Source organism: Pseudomonas sp. D(2018), from assembly GCF_005502555.1.
Classification (GTDB): Bacteria; Pseudomonadota; Gammaproteobacteria; order Pseudomonadales; family Pseudomonadaceae; genus Metapseudomonas; species Metapseudomonas resinovorans.
This window is the reverse complement of record NZ_SCOK01000021.1, coordinates 73,893-93,870: the sequence shown is the minus strand read 5'-3', so window position 1 is coordinate 93,870 and position 19,978 is coordinate 73,893. Positions and strand designations below refer to the sequence as shown.

Here is a 19,978-nt window from a genome sequence, read left to right as displayed (position 1 = left end):
GCCAATGGGGGGGCGGGCGGCAGCTATTACGGCAATGGCGCGAATACGGCTGGTTACACGGCCGGCGGTGCCGGTGGCACGGCCAACAACGGCAGTACCAGCATCGGTGGCGGCGGCGGCGGTAGTGGCGCCTCTGCAGCGGGTGGCAAGGGCGCAGCGGCAGTCGGCGGCATCTACAACACCGGCACGCTCACCATCACCGGCTCCAGCATCACCAACAACCTTGGTGCCGGCGGCGGTGGCGGTGGCGGTGTGTCCTCTTACCAGGCCGCCAACTACGCCCGCAACGGGAGCGGTGGTAATGGCGGCGGGGGCGTGGGGGGCATCTGGAACGCTGGCGGCACCGTAAGAATCGACAGCGCCACCAACAGCACCCTCGCCACCGGGAACGTGGGCGCGGGCGGCTCCGGCGGCCTGGCAGTGACGGGCGGCTCGAATGGCAATTCGGGTAGCGCGGTCTCGGGCATCACGACGACGGGCGGTGGCACTCAAGACCTCAACTACGTCCCGAATGCCACTCCGACCACCGGCGGCCTCAATGGCGACAGCGTCGCCTGGGCAGGCGTCGGCGGCACTGTCGTGCTGGATTCCGGTGGCAACGCCGACCTCGGGGATACCGATCTGGAGGCCCTCAACAGCGGCTTTGGCAACTGGTCGGGCGCGAGCCTGACCGTGCAGCGTAACGGCACTGCCGTCAGCGCGGATACCTTCGGCTTCAATACCTCCGGTGCGCTCTTTACCGTGAGCGGCAGCAACCTGCAGTCCGGCGGGCAGACCTTCGCAACCTTTACCAACACTGGCGGTGTGCTGACCATCACCTTCACCAGCAGCGTTACCCCTGCGACTTCCGCGTTGGTGAATGACGTTGTCCAGCACATCACCTACCGCAACGACACGCCGGCAGGTGATGCCAGCGTTCGTTTCACCCTGAGCGACGGTGTCGCCAGTACCACGGCCGATGTCACGGTCACCAGCGACACCATCTACGTCACCAACACCAGTGATACCGCCACCATCGGCGCCAGCGATGGCGTGGGCCTGCGTGAGGCGGTAGCCATCGCGGCGGCTGATGTAACGGGTACGCAGACCATCATTCTCGGCAGCGGCGTGGCGGGCCAGACCATCACGCTTGGCAGCGGCCTGAGCCTGGGCGAGAGCCTGAGCTTCAATGGCGATTCGGCTACCGGCCTGATCATCACTGGCAGCACCATCACCCTGGGCGGCGGCACCACCACAGGTTTCACCAACGCCAGTGGCAGCGTCAGCTTCAACAGCACCCTGGCGGGGACCGGCGCGCTGGCCAAGTCCGGCGCGGGTACGTTGACGCTTGGCTCCACCAGCAACAACGGTGGCTGGTCCGGCGCCATGTCGGTAACCGGCGGTACCCTCAATGCCGATACAGGCTCGCGCTTGTCGAGTGGGAACCTGACCCTGGATGGCGGCACCCTGGCCATGACCGTGACGGGGGCGGCAGGGACGACCACCACCGTCGCCAACGCGGTCACCTTGGGAGCGGGCGGCGGCACCATCAGCGTCGGCGGTGACTTCGGCACCAATATCGCCGACTTCAGCGGCGTGATTTCCGGTTCCGGTAGCTTGACCAAAGCCGCGACGGCCACTCTGCAGCTCAGCGGCAGCAACAACTACGCCGGGACGACCACGGTCAATGCGGGCACTCTGTCTATCAGTGGCGATGGCAATCTGGGAAGCGGCGTCGTCGTCCTGAACAACATCGCCACGCTAGCGGTCACGGCCCCCACTACCATCGACAACGCCATCACTCTCAATGGCTTCGCCACCGTCCGCAACAGCGGAGCGGTAACGCTGGCTGGCGCCATCAGCGGTGGCGGCAACTTGGACAAATTCGGTGGCGGTACGCTGACTTTGACGGGAACCAACAGCTACCTGGGCTCCACAACAGTGAGTCTGGGCACCCTGAGTATTGCCGGTGATGCCAACCTGGGCAGTGGTGTGGTGAGCCTACACAGCGGCGGGGCGCTGACGGTGACCGGTGCGACCACCATCGATAACGACATTGTCCTGGGGGACAATATCTCGCTGACCAACACCAACGCGGTCACCCTGTCGGGCGTGATCAGCGGCGGCAGCAACTTCAGCAAGTTCGGGGCGGGCACCCTTACGCTCAGTGGCACAAACACTTACACCGGCACCACCAGTGTGAGAGTCGGCACCCTGAGCATTACCGGTGACCAGAACCTGGGTAGCGGCGCCGTGAGCTTGTTCAGCGGGACCACCCTGAGCATCACGGGCAACACCACGATCGACAACGCTATCGATCTGAGCGGCACCGCCAGTCTGGCCACCAGTGCGGCGGCCACCCTCTCCGGCGTCATCAGCGGCTCGGGCGGCCTGACCAAGACGGGCACCGGTACACTGACGCTGTCGGGAACCAATAACTACACCGGTGCCACGACGGTGTCGGCAGGCACGCTCGCCGTGAATGGCAGCACCACCAGCGCCACCACCGTAGCCAGCGGCGGAACCCTGGCCGGCAGTGGCACCCTGGGCGGTGCCGTGACCATCCAGAGCGGCGGCATTCTGTCTCCCGGCAATTCCGGCGCAGGCGCGCTGACCATCAACGGCAACCTGGGCATGGCCACCGGCAGCACCTTGGCAGTGGATATCAACGGCACCACTGCCGGTACCGGCTTCGATCAGCTGGTGGTCACTGGCACGGTGGACGTTTCCGGCGCGACCTTGGCTGTCAATCACGGCTATGCACCGGGCAACGGCGACACCTACACCATCATCTCCAACGATGCCGCCGATGCCGTCACCGGTACCTTCAGCGGTCTGGCCGAGGGTGCTACCACCACCGCAGGTGGCAACAGCACGGTACTGACCGCCAGCTACATCGGCGGCACCGGTAACGACTTCACCCTGACCGCGCCGATCAACGCAGCGCCTGTTGTCGGCAGCCTCAACGGCGACAGCATCACCTTCACCCAGGGCAGCGGCACCGTCCTGCTCGACGGCGGCAGCAACGCCACCGTCATCGACTCCGATTCGCCCGATTTCGACGGCGGCAACGTGACCGTGTCCATCGTCACTAATGGCGTAGCCGGCGAGGATGTGCTCGGCATTCGCAACCAGGGCACCGGCGCGGGGCAGATCGGCGTCTCCGGAAGCAACGTGACGTACCAAGGCACCATCATCGGCAGCTTCACCGGTGGCAGCGCCGGGGCCGATCTGGTCATCAGCCTGAACAGCTCGGCCGATGCAGTGGCCGTCCAGGCGTTGATTCGCAATCTCGGCTACAACAACACCAACGCCACCAACGGCATCGGCCAGGCGGATCGCACGGTCCGCATCACCGTCAATGACGGCGATGGCGCCACGTCCAGCAATGCCGATGTAACAGTCGCGGTGGTCGAGACCGTAGCGCCGGCTACCGTCAGCATCGTGGTTGCCGACACAGCACTGAGCGCTGGCGAAACCAGCACCGTCACCCTCTCCTTCAGCGAGGCGGTGACGGGCCTCACCACCGCCGACTTCACCGTGGCCAACGGCGTACTCAGCAACCTCAGCACCTCGGACGGCGGCATCACCTGGACCGCCACCCTGACGCCGGATAGCAATGTCCAAGACGCCGCCAACCTGATCACCCTGAACAACACCGGCTACACCGACCTGGCCGGCAATGCCGGTGTCGGCACCACCGATTCCAACAACTACGCCATCGACACCCAGCGCCCAACAGCCACCATCGTGGTGGCTGACACCGCATTGAAGGCCGGCGAAACCAGCACCGTCACCATCACCTTCAGCGAAGCGGTGAACGGCCTCACCACCGCCGACTTCACTGTCGCCAATGGCACGCTCAGCAGCCTGAGCTCGTCCAATGGCGGCATCACCTGGACCGCCACCCTGACGCCGGATACTGATGTCCAGGACGCCGGCAACCTGATCACTCTGGACAACACCGGCTACATCGACCAGGCCGGCAACACGGGTTCCGGCACCACCAATTCCAACAACTACGCCATCGATACCCAGCGTCCCAACGCCACCATAGTCGTGGCCGATACCTCGCTGATTGTGGGCGAAACCACCACGGTCACCATCACCTTCAACGAAGCGGTGACGGGGCTGGACCTGGCCGATTTCACCGTCGCCAATGGCAGCCTGAGCAACCTTTCGAGCACGGATGGCGGCACCACCTGGACGGCCACCCTGACACCGAGCGCCAGCGTCGAAGACAGCGGCAATCTCATCAGCCTGGACAACACCGGTGTGATCGACGCCGCTGGCAATACCGGCATCGGCAGCACCGACTCCAACAACTATGCCGTCGATACCCAGGCTCCGTTGAACGCAGTGCCGGGCGCGCAGGTCACCAACACCGTGACTCCAATCGTGTTCAGCAGTGGTAACGGCAATGCCCTGACCGTGACCGAGGGTGGCAACCTGACCACCGTTGTCTCGGTGGCCAGCGGCACCCTCAGTGCCACCGCCGGTGGCGGCGCGATCATCAGCAACAATGGCACCGGCAGCGTGACCATCAGTGGCACGGCAGCAGAGATCAACGCCGCGCTGGAAGGGCTGGTCTACACCCCGGCAGCGGCCGGTGGTACCAGCATCAGCATCCAGTCCACCGATGCCGCCGGCAACATCGACAGCGACAGCGTCGCCGTGACCGTGAACAACAGCACCCTGCTGGTGACGTCCAACCTGGATTCCGGTGACGACCAGACTGCGTCCAGCAACATGGCGGCCGATCAGGCTGACGGCGGTGGCCTGAGCATTCGCGAAGCGCTGTTCTGGGCGCGCGGGGGCGACACCATCACCTTCGACCTGAACGGCGCGCTGGCCGGCAACCAGGGCGGCACTATCGTCCTTGGCGGCAGCCAGCTCGACATCAACTACAGCAACCTGCGCCTGGACGGTGACCTGAACGATGACGGCGTCGCCGACGTGACCCTCTCCGCCAACGGCGCCAGTCGGGTGATGCAAGTCGGCAACAGCCTCGCCGGCGTCGAGATTTCCGGCCTGGTGCTGACACAGGGCAATACGGGCGGGGGAGGCGCTGGTCTCAGTATCGGCTTCGGCTCCAGCGTGACCCTTCGGGATTCGGTCGTCAGCAACAGCGCGGATAGTGGTCTCGGCGGTGGCGGCATTTATGGGAGTGGCGCGAACCTGACGATGGTCAACAGCACCGTCAGCGGCAATACCAGCAATACGTTCGGCGGCGGTATTCGTGTGGTGGGGTCTGGCGGCACGCTGACGATGCTCAACAGCACCGTCACCGGCAATACCACCACCGGCGCTAGCGCTCACGGCGGCGGCCTCCAGTTCGGCGGTACCGGCGGTTTGACGATCATCAACAGCACCTTCAGCGGCAACGCCGTCCTTGGCGCCGGCTCGCTGGGGGGCGGTATCCGTGTCACCAGCGGTACGTCCTTCATCTACAACACCACAGTGGTCGGCAACGCCGCGTCCGGCAGCGGTGGCGGTATTCACGCCAATGGCACCGACACGCTGGTCAACACCGTGGTCGCCGGCAACACCTCCGGTGCCGGCGCCGCCGCGGCAGTAGGCGGTTCGCCGCTGGCTACGGGCGGTATCGCAGACGACGTGGCCTCGACAGTCGAGACCGCCACCAACAGCTATTTCGGCAGCAACGTCGGTATCACCACTGCCAGCGGTGTGCTTAACAACCAGGGCACCGCCAACCTGCTGCTGGGCAATCTGGCCAATAACGGCGGATCGGTGCAGACCCACAAGCCCCAGGCAGGCAGTGCATTGCTCGACGCTGGCAGCAATGCCGGCCTGCCGCTCGACACCTATGACCTGGATGACGATGGCAATACCACCGAGGTGCTGCCGATCGACGCCATAGGCAACGTGCGGGCCACCGGCAGCGCCGTCGATATCGGTGCAGTGGAAGCCAATGCACCGCCGGTGCTGGGCAACGTCAATGGTGGCGGCAGCTACACCGAGGGTGGTGCGGCCATCGTGATCGATGCCGATGCCAGCGTGTCCGATGCGGACCTGGACCTGCTCAACGGTGGCAGCGGCAACTACGACGGCGCCTCCCTGGTCGTGGTGCGCAATGGCGGCGCCAATGCCAGCGACCTGTTCGGCTTCCTCGATGGCAACGGCATCACCCTGGTGGGCAGCAGCCTAGTCAAAAACGGCCAGGTGATCGGCAGCTTCGACACCAGCACGAGCGGCCAACTGACCCTGACCTTCACCGACGCCAACGGCCAGATTCCGACCACGGCGGACGTGAACCACATCCTCCAGCAACTGACCTATGCCAACAGCTCCAACGACCCGGTCGCCAGCGTCGCCCTGAGCTGGACCTTCGCCGATGAGCTGGGCGCCACTGCTTTCGGCAGTACGCTGGTCAACCTAGTGGCGGTGAACAACGCACCAACCGCCACCGCCACCGGTGGCAACCCCACCTATACCGAGAATGGCGCCGCCGTCGATCTGTTCAGCGGCATCAGCATCGGCACGGTCGAAGCGGGCCAGAGCATCACCGGCCTGACCCTGACCGTCAGCAACGTCGCCAACGGCGCCAGCGAGATCCTGAGCATCGACGGTACCGACGTCCTGCTGGTCAACGGCGCCAGTGGCACTACTGCCAGTAATGGCATCGGCTACAGCGTCAGCCTGGTGGGCGGCACCGCCACCGTCACCCTGACCCATGCCGGTCTGAGCACTGCAAGTGCCCAAGGCGTGATCGATGGCATGACCTATCGCAACAGCAGCGAAGCGCCTGCTGCCGGTAGCCGCGTGGTCACCCTGACCAGCATTCGTGACAGCGGCGGCACCAGCAATGGCGGGGTGGACACCAGCAGCCTCGCGATTGCGGCCACCGTGAATGTGGTAGCGGTCAACGATGCACCGGTCATTACTGCCCCGGGTTCCATTGGCGTCACCGAAGATCTTGCCCAGGCCCTGACCGGCATTTCCTTCAGCGACGTGGATGCCAGCACTGGCAGCGTCACCGTGACCTTCAGCGTGGCCAGCGGCAGCCTGGGCGCCATCAGCGGCAGCGGCGTGACCGTGGCCGGTTCCGGCACCGGTACCCTGACCCTCGTGGGCAGCATCAGCGATATCAATGCCTTCATCGCCGCCAATGGCGTGAGCTTCACCGCCGCAGCCAATGCCACGGCCAACGTGACCCTGACCATCGGCATCGACGATGGCGGCAATACGGGTACCGATCCAGGCAACTCCGGCACCGGCACCTCGGAAGCCAGCAGCACCACCGTCACCCTGGCGGTAAGTGCGGTGAACGATGCACCGGTCAACAGCCTGCCGGTGGGGCAGGGCGTCAACCAGGATGCGAACCTGGTGTTCAGCGCGGGTAATGGCAACCTGATCAGCATCAGCGATGTGGACGTCGGAGGTGGCACCCTGCAGGTCACCCTGACTGCAACCAACGGCCTGATTTCCTTGAGCGGTATCAGTGGTCTCAGCTTCAGCAACGGCGACGGTACCGCCGACGGCAGCATGACCTTCACCGGCACATTGGCGGATATCAACAACGCCCTGAACGGCCTGACCTTCAGCCCAACCACCGGCTACAACGGGCCGGCCAGTATCCAGATCAGCACCAGCGACCTGGGGGGCACAGGCAGCGGCGGGGCCCAGACCGACACCGACACCCTCGCCATCACCGTCAACCCGATCAACCCGGTGATCACCGACATCGGCGTCAGCAACCCGGATGGCGGCTACAAGGTGGGCGACGTCATCACCATCACCGTCACCTTTGATCAGGCGGTGATCGTCGACACGTCCGGCGGCGTGCCCACGCTGCTGCTGGAAACCGGCCTGCTGGACCGCACTGTCACCTACGTTTCCGGCTCGGGCAGCAACACCCTGAGCTTCAGCTACACCGTGCAGGCGGGTGACCTCAGCGCCGACCTGGATTACCAGTCCAGCGGTGCCCTGGCGCTCAACGGTGGCAGCATCCGCAATGCCGGCAACGCCAGCGCCATCCTGACGCTGCCGACCACTGGCGGCGCCGACTCCATCGCCGGGCAGCATGGCATCGTCATCGACGGTGTGGTGCCGCAAGTCACCGGCGTCAGCGTGCCGGCCAATGGCACCTACGTGGCCGGGCAGAACCTGGACTTCACCGTCAACCTCAGCGAAGCGGTGACCGTCGACACCACTGGCGGCACGCCGCGCATCGCCATCACCCTGGACGGCGGCGGCACTGTGTTCGCCGACTACCTGAGCGGTTCCGGCACCACGGCGCTGGTGTTCCGCCTGACCGTCGCCAGCGGCCAGCTCGATACCAATGGCATCAGCGTCGGCGGCACCATCCAGGCCAACGGCGGCACCCTGCGCGATGGCGTGGGTAACGACGCCAACACCAGCCTCAACAATGTCGCCAGCACCACGGGTGTGCGGGTGGATGCCGTGGTGCCGGTGGTGGGTAGCGTCAGCGTGCCGGTGGGCATCCCCTACAACGCCGGCGATACCCTGACCTTCGTGGTCAACGCCAGCGAAGCGGTGATCGTCAATGGCGTCCCGCGCTTGTCCCTGGATATCGGTGGTACCACGGTCTTCGCCAACTACGTGGCCGGTTCCGGTACCAGCACCCTGGTGTTCCAGTACACCATCCAGGCGGGCGACAACGACGCCAACGGCATCGCCGTGACCGGTCTCGCCAGCAATGGCGGCAGCCTGCTGGACGCCGCTGGCAACGCCATGACGCTGACGCTGAGCAGCGTTGGCGACACCAGTGGCGTGATCGTCGACACCGTCGCGCCCAACCCGAGCGGCATCGTCAGCGTCGATCCGTCGCCGACCAATGCCGGCAGCGTGCGCTACACCGTGACCTTCAGCGAAGACGTCAGCGGTGTGGACCTCGGCGACTTCACCCTGGTGACCACAGGCAGCGCAGGCGGCAGCCTCACCGGCCTGGTGCAAATCGACGCCCGCACCTATCAGCTCACTGTCAGCGGCGTGAGCGGCACCGGTACCCTGGGGTTCAACCTCAACGGTTCCGGTACCGGCATCGTCGACGTTGCCGGCAACGCCCTCAGCGGCGGCCTTACCGGCGCGGTGTACAGCGTCGACCGCGATGTGCCCACCGTCACCGGCGTCAGCGTGCCGGTCGGCGTGCACTACAACGCTGGCGACACCCTGACCTTCGTGGTCAACGCCAGTGAAGCGGTCATCGTCAACGGCGTACCGCGCCTGGCCATCGACATGGGCGGCACCACGGTGTTCGCCGATTACGTGGCGGGCTCGGGCAGCAGCACACTGGTGTTCCAGTACACCGTCCGCGCGGGCGACAACGATGCCAACGGCATCGCTGTCACGGGCCTGGTGGCCAATGGCGCGACCCTGCGGGATGCCATCGGCAACTCGATGAACCTGGCGCTGAACGGCGTCGGCAACACCAGCGGTGTGATCGTCGATACCACTGCGCCGAATGCCAGCGCGACAGTCACGCCGCTGCCCACACCCGGCAGCGTGCAGTACACCGTGACCTTCGACGAGAACGTCAGCGGCATCGACCTCGGCGACTTCAACCTGGTGACCACCGGCAATGTCAGCGGCACCCTGCAATCGCTGGTGCAGGTCGATAGCCGTACTTTCCTGGTCACCGTCAGCAACGTGGCAGGTGCCGGCACGCTCAACCTCGGCCTGAACGCCACCGGTACGCTGATCACCGATACCGCAGGCAACGCCATGCTCAGCGGGCTGCCGGCCCAGACCTACAGCGTTCCGCAGAACGATGGCGATCCGGAGTTCCGCGCCAATCCGCCGGTCATCGTGCCGCCGGAGCCGACGGTGCCGGTGGATACGGTACTGCCGAATCCGCCACCGCCGCCGTTCACCTCGCCGCTCATTCCGCCGCCGCTGTTCGAGCAGCCGACGCTGGGCAGCGGCATTCCGACCCTGGGCAATATCTTCATCAACCAGGGGGCCCTGGCGCCCAGCTTCATCGCCCAGGTATTCGGCAGCAGCGACGGCTTCGGCGATGGCTCCGGTTCGGGCTTCCTCGGCTTTGGCGGGGGCGATGGTGGTGTGTTCGGCAGCAGCAGCCTGTCGAGCTTCTTCGACAAGGATGTGCCGCAGGACTCCGAAGAAATGAAGCTGTTCGACGGTAAGCAATGGAAGGGCGGCTCCGGGGGGAGCGGCCAGGGCATCTTCGGGGCGCCCTCGCTTGGCCAGCAGTTGCAGGACATCAAGGACAACGAGCAGCGTCAGGTCAGGGAGCTGGCCATGGCACTGGGACAGATCCAGGTGGATCGCCCGCAGGCTTAAGAACAACGAATTAGAAATCTGTAAGTGCCGTGTCTAGGGGGCGGCCCAAGGATGAGCAAAGCAGCGAAGCTTTTCACCGTAAGCGTACTGGCGCTGGCGGTCACCGGTTGTGCGGTGACCAGCCAGCCCATCGACCGTAGCGTCAGCGAACAGCGCGCCCGCGCGGACCTGGCCACCATGTTCAAGGACCAGGAACCCCTCAGCGGGCCCCTTACCTTGCATGAGGCCATGGCCCGTGCGGTGAAGTACAACCTGGAGGCACGCCTCAAGGTGATGGAGGAAGCCCTGGCCAAGCGCCAGGTCGATCTGGCCAGCTTCGACATGCTGCCGCGCATGGCCATGGAAGCGGGCTACGCCGGGCGCAGCAACGTCAGCGCCTCCAGCAGCCAGAGCGTGCTGACCAACACCCAGTCGCTGGAACCTTCCACCTCCCAGGACCGTGACCGTGGCGTGGCGGACCTGACCATGGTGTGGAACGTCCTAGACTTCGGCGTCAGCTACGTCAGCGCCAAGCAGCAGGCCGACCAGCGCCTGATCGTCCAGGAACGTCGCCGCAAGGTGGTCCACACCATCATCCAGGACGTGCGCTCGGCCTACTGGCGTGCCGTGGCGGCCGACCGCCTGCTGAAGCAGATCGACAGCCTGATGGCGCGCGTCGATGAGGCTCGCTCCAGCAGCCAGCGCATGAGCTCGGAGCGCATTGGCGACCCGGTGCAGGCCATGAGCTACCAGCGAGCGTTGATCGAGGCCACCCGCCAGTTGGAAGAGCAGCGCCGCGCGCTATCCCTGGCCAAGACCGAACTGGCCGCGCTGATCAACCTCCCGCTGAACACCGACTTCACCCTGGCCGCCACAGACGATTACCAGGTGCCGGAACTCAAGGTGGACATGAACCGCCTGGAAGAAGAAGCCCTGGCTAGCCGCCCGGAACTGCGCGAGCAGGACTACCAGGCGCGCATCAGCGCTGCCGAGACCCGCAAGGCCATGCTGCGCCTGTTGCCGGGCCTGGAGTTCTCCGCTGGCGGCCATTACGACAGCAACTCCTTCCTGGTGAACCAGAGCTGGGCCGACTACGGCGTGAAGGTTACCTGGAACCTGTTCAACGTCCTCTCCGGTCCGGCCGCCATCGACGTCGCCAGGGCTGGCGAGTCCGTCGCCGCTGCCCGTCGCCAGGCCATGTCCATGGCCGTGCTCGCGCAGCTCTACGTGGCGAACGCCAACTTCCACGAGGCGCAGCGACAGTTCCAGACCAGCGAAGAACTGGCCAAGCTGGACGGACAGATCGCCGAACAGCTGCGCAACCGCTACAAGACCCAGAGCATCGGCGAGCTGGACCTGATCCAGGGTGAGCTGAACACCCTGCAGGCGCAGCTCAAGCGAGACCTGTCTTACGCCGAACTGCGCAACGCCTACGCCCAACTGTTCGTCAGCGCAGGCGTAGACCCGCTGCCCGAGACGCTCCCGGACGACAAGCTCGCCACCATCGCCAATGCGCTGGAGAGCGGCGAGTCGCGCTGGGAGAGCGGGGATATCAGTACAGCCAAGTAGATACTGTGTAGAGCGACGCGAAACCCAACACAGGTAATGGAGCTGTTGGGTTTCGCCGCGCTCAGCCCAGTCTGCGGACTAATGCGCATGACCTTCCGCATGCCCATGCCCGTGCCCTTCTTCCTCTGCCACCTCTTCCTCATGCCCTTGAGAGGTGCTTTCCCCTCCGCCATGCTGATGCCCATCACTGCTGGCCACCAGTTGGCGATAGTCGTCTGCGTCCAGCTCCGGTAACTGCTGGAGGAACGCGACCATACCCCAGATGTGCTCGTCGCTCATGCTCTTGCCCCAGGCTGCCATACCGGTGGCCTTGATGCCGTGTTTGATCACCCAGAAAGCCGCCGCGGGGTCGCCGCCCACACCTTGCCGGCTGAGGTTCGGCGGAGCCGGGTAGAGGGCTTGGCTGAGCTCGGTATTTGCCATTCCAGGGGCCAGGTGGCAGCCGACGCACATGGCGTCGTAATTGCCTGCACCCGCGCGGATGAGCTCTGCATTGTCCAGTGGTGGAACGGGGATGTCCCGTGCCCGGATTTCGATGGAGCGGTCTCGGGCGGCGGTAAGGAATGCATGTACCAGGGCGTGGTGCGGGTCGTCGGCAGCGACGTTCACCATGCCGGTATACACCACGCCGCTCACGCCAGCGGCGACCATAAGGCCAGCGAGGGCCAGGGTTTTTATTGTTCTTTTCATCGTCAGGGGCTCAGAACCAGAAGCGGATACCGGCGACGAAGCGGGCTTCGTCATTGTCTTCACCTTCTTCGCGTGCGAAGTCGGCGGTGTTGCCGTAGTTGCGGTTCCAGGTCACGCCCACGTAAGGGGCGAACTGGGGAACGATCTCGTAGCGCAGGCGCAGTCCCAGCTCGGTATTGGCCAGGCCGGAGCCGACGCCGCGCTCGTGGTCGTTGCGTCCGTAGAGGTTCACCTCCGCCAGGGGCTGCAGGATCAGCCGGTTGGTCAGCAGGATGTCGTATTCGGCCTCCAGGCGCAGTGCGCTCTGGCTGCTTTCGCCGAGGTAGGCGGTGGCCTTGGTTTCCAGGCCATACAAGGGCATGCCCTGTGCCCCGAATGCCGCCCAGGTTTGCGGCGAGCCGGGCTTGAAGTCCTGACGCACTCCGGCCACCAGCTCCCACCAGGGGCTCACGGCGCGGCCGTAGAGGGCCTGGACCTCGGCTTCCTCGGTGGTGCCGTTGCCGCGCTCGCCTTCCGAACGCAGCCACAGCCGATTGATATCGCCGCCGATCCAGCCCGAAGCGTCCCAGCTCAGCACGCTGGCATCGTCGGCGTCCTGGTACTCCAGTTGGTCCAGCAGGAAGTAGCTGTTGATCCCGCCGGCATGCATGGTGTGGGGCGGCAGGTCCGGGAAGGCTGCGGCGCGGTCGGCGTCGGTTGGCACCGGGATGGGCGCGCGACTGCCATAGCCGTCGGGCTGTTTCTGCGGGTGCTCCATGGAGCCGTGATTCATCTGGCTGTGATCCATGGCGCCGTGGTCCATCTGGCCATGCTGCACCTGGCCGTGATCCATGGTTTCGGCCGCCTGTGCACTGCCGGCCGAGCCAAGGGCCACGGCCAGGGCGAGCAGGGCAGGGCGCTTGAGGCTATCGATCATCTTTGCTGTCCGCCTTGGGCTTGGCGTCTTGGGCCGGATGCATGGCGCCGTGGCCCATCTTGCTGTGATCCATGTTCTGCATCTGGGTGTGGTCCATGCCCTGCATCTGGCCGTGATCCATCTGCCCGTGATTCATCTTCTGCGTGTTGTCGACTTGGGGTTTCTGGTGGTCGTCATTGTCGTTCTCACCGGCCCAGGCGGCCGGCGCCAGCAGGGCAAGGACCAGGGTGGCGACAGTGAGGGGCTGCATCGATTTGTTCATAGGTTTCTCCTTCATTCGATTACGCGGACTTCACGGAACATGCCCATGTCCATGTGGAATAACAGATGGCAGTGGTACGCCCAGCGGCCCAGTGCATCGGCCGTGACGCGATAGCTGCGTCGTGTGCCGGGGGGCATGTCGATGGTGTGCTTGCGTACCTGGAAGTTGCCTTGCTCGTCCTCCAGGTCGCTCCACAGGCCGTGGAGGTGAATGGGGTGGGTCATCATGGTGTCGTTGACCAGGGTGATGCGCAGGCGCTCGCCGTATGTCAGCCGCAGCGGCTCCGCGTCGGCGAACGGGATGCCGTCGAACGACCAGGAGAAGCGCTCCATGTGCCCGGTGAGGTGCAATTCGATGGTGCGCGCCGGCTCACGGCCGTCAGGGTCGGGGAAGGTGCTGCGCAGGTCGGCGTAGGTCAGCACGCGGCGGCCGTTGTCGCGCAGGCCGATGCCGGGGTCGTCCAGCTTGGGGGCTGGCGTCATGGTCTGCATGTCCACCAGCGGGTTGTTGGCTTCCGATGCCGGGTGGGCCTGCATCTGGCCACCCATCTGCGAGTGGTCCATGCCCTGCATGGCGGAATGGTCCATTCCTGCCATGTCGTCCCCATCCTGCGATCCGTGGCCCATGGCACCGTGGTCCATACCCATATCGGCCATGCTGATCAGCGGGCGTGGGTCGGGGGTTGGCACGGGTGCGCTCAGCCCTTCGCGCACCGCCAGGGTGCCGCGGGCGTAACCGGAGCGGTCCATGGACTGGGCGAAGATCGTATAGGCCTCGTCGCTCGAGGGCTCCACCAGTACGTCATAGGTCTCGGCCACGGCAATACGGAACTCATCCACGCTCACCGGCTCAACGGGCTGCCCGTCGGCGGCGATCACCGTCATTTTCAGGCCGGGGATGCGCACATCGAAGTAGGTCATGGCCGAGCCGTTGATGAAGCGCAGGCGGATCTTTTCGCCCGGCCGGAACAGCCCGGTCCAGTTGCCATCCGGCGCCTGGCCGTTGAGCAGGTAGGTGTAGGTGGCGCCGCTGACGTCCGCGAGGTCGGTGGGGCTCATCTTCATGTCCGCCCACATCGTGCGGTCGGCCATGGTGGCGGACCAGCCTTTCTCGCTGACGTCGTTGATGAAGTCCCCGACGGTGCGCTTGTGCTGGTTGTAGTAGTCCGACTGCTTCTTCAGCTTGGCCATCACGCGGGCCGGGTCTTCGTCGGTCCAGTCGCTCAGCATCACCACGTAGTCGCGCTGGTACTGGAAAGGCTCCGGTTCCTTCGGGTCGATCACGATGGGGCCGTACACACCTACCTGCTCCTGCAGGCCGGAGTGGCTGTGGTACCAGTAGGTGCCGTGCTGCTTCACCTGGAAGCGGTATTCGTACATGCCGTCCGGCGCAATGCCGGCAAAGCTGAAGCCCGGCACGCCGTCCATGTTGGCGGGCAGGATCATGCCGTGCCAGTGGATGGACGTGTCTTCAGCCAGGCGATTGCGCACCCGCAGGGTCACGGTGTCGCCCTCGCGCCAGCGCAGCAGCGGGCCGGGGAGGGTGCCGTTGATGGTCTTGGCGATTCTCGCCTTGCCGGTGAGGTTCACCGGCGTCTCGCCAATGAACAGGTCGAACTCGGTGCCGCTGAGCACCGCAGGCTGGCCCGGGCTGGTCACCGCCCAGACAGGCGCTTTCCACAGCCCCAGGCCACCGAGTATGCCGCCAGCGGCAAGGCCTTTGACGAAGGTCCGCCGCGAGGTTTTGCACTGCATGCCGTTTCAATCCAGTCAGTCAGAAAGGGCGCCGCGCAACGGTCTGCTGCGCGGCTCACATGTAAAACTGCCATATCGAAGAACGGCGGGTGATTACATTTCTGTCAGTTTGGCCGGGCTCGGTGCTGGCCTCTGGGCTATCGTTTCTCCACGGCAGCGGTAAGGCTCAGCCCTTTGCCGGGTTCAGGGACAACCACTCCTTTTGGCGGGAGAAACGCCATGTCTATCCGCACCCGATTCAGCGCCGTGCTGCTGGCCTTGCTGGCTTGCGGCGTCAACCTGGCCTTTGCCGCCACGGATGCCGGCATCTCCGCCGCCGAAAGCGATGACGCCCCCACGGCTGGCGTTTCCGCAGCCCCGGCGGTTGACGCCGCACCGGCAGCCGCCTCGCCAGCGACCCAACCCGCCGCCACGCAGGCGGTGTTCAGGACCGAAGAACTCGACCAGATGATGGCGCCCATCGCCCTCTATCCGGATTCCCTGCTGGCGCAGGTGCTGATGGCAGCGACCTACCCGGGCAACGTGGCCGACGCCGTCGCCTGGTCCAAGGCCCATCCGGACGTCCAGGGCGATGCGGCTGTGAAGCAGGTGGCCGACCAGCCCTGGGACCCCAGCGTGCAATCCCTGGTGGCCTTTCCGCAGGTGCTTGCCACCCTCGGGCAGGACCCGGCCTGGGTGCAGCGCGTGGGGGATGCCTTCCTGGCCCAGCCCAATGATGTAATGGATTCCGTCCAGCGCCTGCGGCGCCAGGCTCAGGCCGCTGGCAACCTGGAATCCAATGAACAGCAGACAGTCAGTGTCCAGCAAGCCGCGCCCGCACCCAGCTCCACCACCACCGTGGTGCAGCCGGCCGCCAGCACCCAGACCATCATCATCGAGCCCGCCGACCCGCAAGTCGTGTACGTGCCCAGCTACAACCCCACCGTGGTCTATGGCAGTTGGTCCTATCCGTCCTACCCGCCGCCCTACTACCCGCCGCCGCCCAGCTATGGCTATCCAGTTGCCACCGCATTGGCGACGGGCCTGGCCTTCGGCGTCGGCGTGGGCATCGTCAATTCCCTCTGGGGCGACTGCGACTGGGGTGGCGGCGACGTCGACATCGACGTCAATCGCTACAACAACATCAACACCAACCGGCAGATCAATGCCAACCAGAACAAGTTCGTCCACAACCCCGTCAACCGCCAGGGCGTGCCCTACCGCGACAACATCAACCGTCAGCAGAACGGCCTGCGCCTCAATGGCAGTCAGCAGCGCGAGCCCCTGCGTGGGTACGACGCCGATCGCACCGCGCAACGCCAGCGCGCCAGCCAGAGCATGCAGCAACGGGGCATCCAGGCGCCCGCCGGCAGCAACCAGCAAGCCCGTGAGAGAGCCCAGGCTGCCAGCCGCGATATGCGCAACGACCCGCAGGCGCGCCAGCGCGCCGAAAGTGCGGTGCAGCAGCGCCAGCGCACCGATGCCAACCGGCCGCAACAGCGCCCGCGCACGCAGAACAACCAGCAAGTACGGCAACAGGCCCGTCAGCAACACACCGCAGCCCGCCAGCAGGCACCGCGCAATAACGCCTTTGATGGCGCTCGTCAGCCGTCCCAGACGCGCGCGGCTGCCAGTCGGGGCGAGGCCAGTCGGGCCTCTGCCTCGCGCCCCCAAAAGGCTTCTGCCGGCCGGCAGGTACAACGTCCAGCCCACGCACCGTCTCGTGGCGGTGGTGGCCGTAGGCGCTGAAAGGAGACAGCCCATGAATCGCGTAAACCGCATCCTCGCCCTGCTGTCGCTGGCCGTCTGCGCCATCAGCGTCAATGCAAACGAACGCTTCAAGACCCCGGAGGCCGCAGCTGAATCCTTCGTCGCCGCCCTCGGAACCGAAAAGGCCGATGCCGATCGCCTGGCTGCACTGCTCGGCGCCGACTGGCGGGACTACATCCCCACCAAGGGCATCGAGCGCAAGGACGTCGACGCTTTCATCGCCCACTACAAGGAAAAGCACGAGATTGACATCGCCACCAAAGGCCGCGCCCACATAGTCGTCGGCAACGACCCCTGGACGCTGCCCATCCCTATCGTTCAGGACAAACAAGGCTGGAGCTTCGACGCCAAGGCCGGTGGCGAGGAGATTCGCCTGCGCCGTATCGGTCGCAACGAGCTGTCGGCCATCGAGGCTGCAGAGGCGTACCACGACGCGCAGATGGACTACGCCGAGGTCGACCGCAACGGCGATGGCGTGCTCGAGTACGCGCAGAAGTTCATCAGCACCGACGGCCAGCACGACGGCCTGTACTGGGCCGATGAAGACGGCACCGACGAAAGTCCCCTCGGTCCGCTATTCGGCGGCCAGACCAAGGGCGACGACTGGCACGGTTATCACTTCCGCATTCTGACTGCCCAAGGCCCCTCGGCCCCCGGTGGCGCCTACGACTACATGCTTGGCAAGGCCATGAGCCGTGGCTTCGCCCTGGTCGCCTGGCCCGCCCAATACGGCGACAGCGGCGTGATGAGCTTCACGATCAGCCACGAGGGCCAGGTCTTTCAGAAGGACCTTGGCCGCGATAGCGAAAAGATCGCCAAGGCCATGAAGACCTTCGACCCGGACAGCAGTTGGGATGAAGTTCAGCCGCAGGACGCGCCGGGCTCGTAAGGCGTTTGCCCGAAAAGCAAAAGCCGCAGGGGCACGTGGGCACCCTGCGGCTCTTTTATAAGGTCGGGCTTCCTTGCCCGCCCACGCTTACCAGGAGGCGAGCGCGGGGTTCATTCGAGCAGGAACCTGGGTGGTAGTCCGGTTGGCGGCCCACTTGACCAGCAGGGTCATCGCGGCGAAGCCAAGGCAGATGAGCACCGGGTAGGCGAACATGATGTCGCTCAGGGAGTATTTCCAGCTCAGCGGACGGGCGATACCCAGCATCGCGCCGTAGAACCAGGACACCCCGGAAACGACACCCGAGAACAGCGCGAGGTTACGGGCATTGATGTCGAGCTTGAGCAGGCTGCCGGCCTTGTCCATCGCAGGCATCACCACACTGTGCAGTACCCAGCCGTTGAGGGTCAGCAGTGCGACGACCAGGATCTTGGCCTGCAGTTTGGGGTTGAGGAAATACACCGCCCCCTTCTGCGAGTAGTCCAGCGCCACGATACCGATCCCGGTTACCCAGAGTGCTGCGAGGGAAAGCAGTACGGTCTGCTTCAGCGCATGCAGATGTTCCTTGTCGGCAGCGGTCGAATCACGGCCCTGGAACAGTTGCTTGATCATGGCGATATCGCTGGTCAGCACCATGCCGATAGCCACGCAGCAAGCGATGAGGTGGGCGTAGACCACGCCCATGCGAGTCAGCTCCATGGTTGCCGGCTGTTGGAACAGGGAAGCAACAAGATGAAAAAGCTCCATGGTTTACCTCTTTCTAACAATTTGAGCGGCTGTACTGATGCAACAGCGGCATTGGAATTATGTATTTGCATGTTCGCCGTCTGCGAACGAAGGCCTACCCTTGGCCTTTTTCCGGGACGAAAAATCCCCGGCACATGAACTCTCATGCACTGTGGAGTCGTTCCGGATTTATGTAGAAGTCAGTCGCGCCATCAGTGGTGTTGATGGCAAGTCGCGTCCTGATCGCCGGTGCATAATAATCGCAACATCCCGTTTTTGTTCAAAAAACGATCAAAGCCCCGACCGGCGGCAGTGACGGCGATGGTTATAACAGCCCTGCAAAAAGTAAGGGATCGCCTCTAAACCGGTGGTTTCCGGCACCCCCGGAACCCCTCCGGACGCTTCCGAAATTTTGACTATCACTGGGTGGCAAATAAGCCATTTGATGGCTGATTTGCCGCGCCATCGTAATCCCAACCATCAACCCGCGGGTACATCCGGAATACCTATCCATTCGTACCCATTCTGCGGTTTTGCGCCGCATTGCTCCCTTCACGGCGCACCGCCAATATCAGGCTTCGATTCCGGAGGCTCCCTATGGAAGGCAACGGTTGGTTACTGCTGGCCGCTGCGGGCACTGCGCTCGCCGCCGCTCTGCTGGTGCGCGGGATGGCAGGCCTGGCCATTGCCCGGTTCAAACCCGGCTACAACGGTGCCCGCTTCTGGATCGTCAGCTCGTTGGCCAGCCTGGTGCTCGGCGGGTTGTACCTGACCGGGACCCTTCAGACCCGGCCCAGGCTATAGGTGCACGCGGACTTCGTGCCGGCGCCCAATCAACTCGTAGGATGCGGTAGAGCGAAGCGAAACCCATCACCCTCGCCGACGGGCTTCGCTCCGCGCCACCCAGCAGCCTGGATGCAATCCAGGTAAGGCCTGCCACAGCCCCCGGATTCCATCCGGGCTACGGCGCCAACCAATCGGGTTTCGTGCCGGCGCCCGATCAACTCGTAGGATGCGGTAGAGCGAAGCGAAACCCATCACCCTCGCCGACGGTCTTCGCTCCGTGCCACCCAGCAGCCTGGATGCAATCCAGGGAAGGCCTGCCACAGCCCCCGGATTCCATCCGGGCTACGGCTGGCGAAAGGCATCGGGAGGCGAGGAAGCACTCAGCCGTATCCAAAGGA

9 protein-coding genes and 1 pseudogene are annotated in these 19,978 nt (G+C 64.8%); 5 read left to right on the top strand and 5 right to left on the bottom strand.

Annotated features, from left to right (window positions below; genetic code table 11):
- Together FFS60_RS15450 and FFS60_RS15445 are read left to right on the top strand one after the other, a co-directional pair.
- Window positions 1–10,263, top strand: a 10,263-nt coding sequence (locus FFS60_RS15450) for an Ig-like domain-containing protein (protein WP_137822452.1), incomplete at its 5' end; no start/stop codon positions are given.
- A gap of 51 nt (window positions 10,264–10,314) precedes the next feature.
- The gene (locus FFS60_RS15445; RefSeq protein WP_028626662.1) at window positions 10,315–11,811 is read left to right on the top strand and encodes a TolC family protein; all 1,497 of its coding nucleotides are present in this window, start codon (window positions 10,315–10,317) and stop codon (window positions 11,809–11,811) included.
- Between the two features lie 87 nt (window positions 11,812–11,898).
- Here FFS60_RS15445 and FFS60_RS15440 read toward each other — a convergent pair.
- The 4 genes and pseudogenes from FFS60_RS15440 to FFS60_RS15425 all read right to left on the bottom strand — a co-directional run.
- Window positions 11,899–12,501 (bottom strand): annotated as a pseudogene (locus FFS60_RS15440) (cytochrome c); the annotation flags it as partial.
- A gap of 10 nt (window positions 12,502–12,511) precedes the next feature.
- A complete protein-coding gene (locus tag FFS60_RS15435; RefSeq protein ID WP_137822451.1) occupies window positions 12,512–13,417 on the bottom strand; it encodes a copper resistance protein B in 906 nt (301 codons plus the stop codon).
- Window positions 13,407–13,679: a hypothetical protein gene (locus tag FFS60_RS15430; RefSeq protein WP_051246338.1), complete on the bottom strand. Its 273-nt coding sequence runs from the start codon at window positions 13,677–13,679 to the stop codon at window positions 13,407–13,409. Before FFS60_RS15430 ends, FFS60_RS15435 begins: the two co-directional genes overlap by 11 nt.
- Before the next feature lie 11 nt (window positions 13,680–13,690).
- A complete protein-coding gene (locus tag FFS60_RS15425) occupies window positions 13,691–15,433 on the bottom strand; it encodes a copper resistance system multicopper oxidase (RefSeq protein WP_137822450.1) in 1,743 nt (580 codons plus the stop codon).
- Window positions 15,434–15,652: 219 nt separating this feature from the next.
- On the opposite strand from FFS60_RS15425, the gene FFS60_RS15420 reads away from it, so the two are divergent.
- Window positions 15,653–17,161 (top strand): DUF3300 domain-containing protein, encoded by a 1,509-nt coding sequence (locus FFS60_RS15420; protein ID WP_137822449.1) that lies wholly within the window; start codon window positions 15,653–15,655, stop codon window positions 17,159–17,161.
- Window positions 17,162–17,174: 13 nt separating this feature from the next.
- Entirely contained in the window at window positions 17,175–18,071 is an 897-nt protein-coding gene (locus FFS60_RS15415; RefSeq protein WP_137822448.1) for a DUF2950 domain-containing protein, read from the top strand.
- Between the two features lie 87 nt (window positions 18,072–18,158).
- Here FFS60_RS15415 and FFS60_RS15410 read toward each other — a convergent pair whose 3' ends face one another.
- Entirely contained in the window at window positions 18,159–18,815 is a 657-nt protein-coding gene (locus tag FFS60_RS15410; RefSeq protein ID WP_028626669.1) for a hypothetical protein, read from the bottom strand.
- Between the two features lie 576 nt (window positions 18,816–19,391).
- Here FFS60_RS15410 and FFS60_RS15405 point away from each other — a divergent pair.
- Window positions 19,392–19,598, top strand: coding sequence for a hypothetical protein (locus tag FFS60_RS15405; protein WP_137822447.1), 207 nt, complete (start codon window positions 19,392–19,394; stop codon window positions 19,596–19,598).
- Window positions 19,599–19,978: the final 380 nt, after the last annotated feature.

What these genes read in the sequence shown, in the direction of transcription:
- FFS60_RS15445 (WP_028626662.1), top strand. Translation starts at nt 10,315, where the DNA reads ATGAGCAAAGCAGCGAAGCTTTTCACCGTAAGCGTACTGGCGCTGGCG.
- FFS60_RS15415 (WP_137822448.1), top strand. Translation starts at nt 17,175, where the DNA reads ATGAATCGCGTAAACCGCATCCTCGCCCTGCTGTCGCTGGCCGTCTGC.
- FFS60_RS15435 (WP_137822451.1), bottom strand. Translation starts at nt 13,417, where the DNA reads ATGATCGATAGCCTCAAGCGCCCTGCCCTGCTCGCCCTGGCCGTGGCC.
- FFS60_RS15425 (WP_137822450.1), bottom strand. Translation starts at nt 15,433, where the DNA reads ATGCAGTGCAAAACCTCGCGGCGGACCTTCGTCAAAGGCCTTGCCGCT.
- FFS60_RS15420 (WP_137822449.1), top strand. Translation starts at nt 15,653, where the DNA reads ATGTCTATCCGCACCCGATTCAGCGCCGTGCTGCTGGCCTTGCTGGCT.
- FFS60_RS15405 (WP_137822447.1), top strand. Translation starts at nt 19,392, where the DNA reads ATGGAAGGCAACGGTTGGTTACTGCTGGCCGCTGCGGGCACTGCGCTC.
- FFS60_RS15410 (WP_028626669.1), bottom strand. Translation starts at nt 18,815, where the DNA reads ATGGAGCTTTTTCATCTTGTTGCTTCCCTGTTCCAACAGCCGGCAACC.
- FFS60_RS15430 (WP_051246338.1), bottom strand. Translation starts at nt 13,679, where the DNA reads ATGAACAAATCGATGCAGCCCCTCACTGTCGCCACCCTGGTCCTTGCC.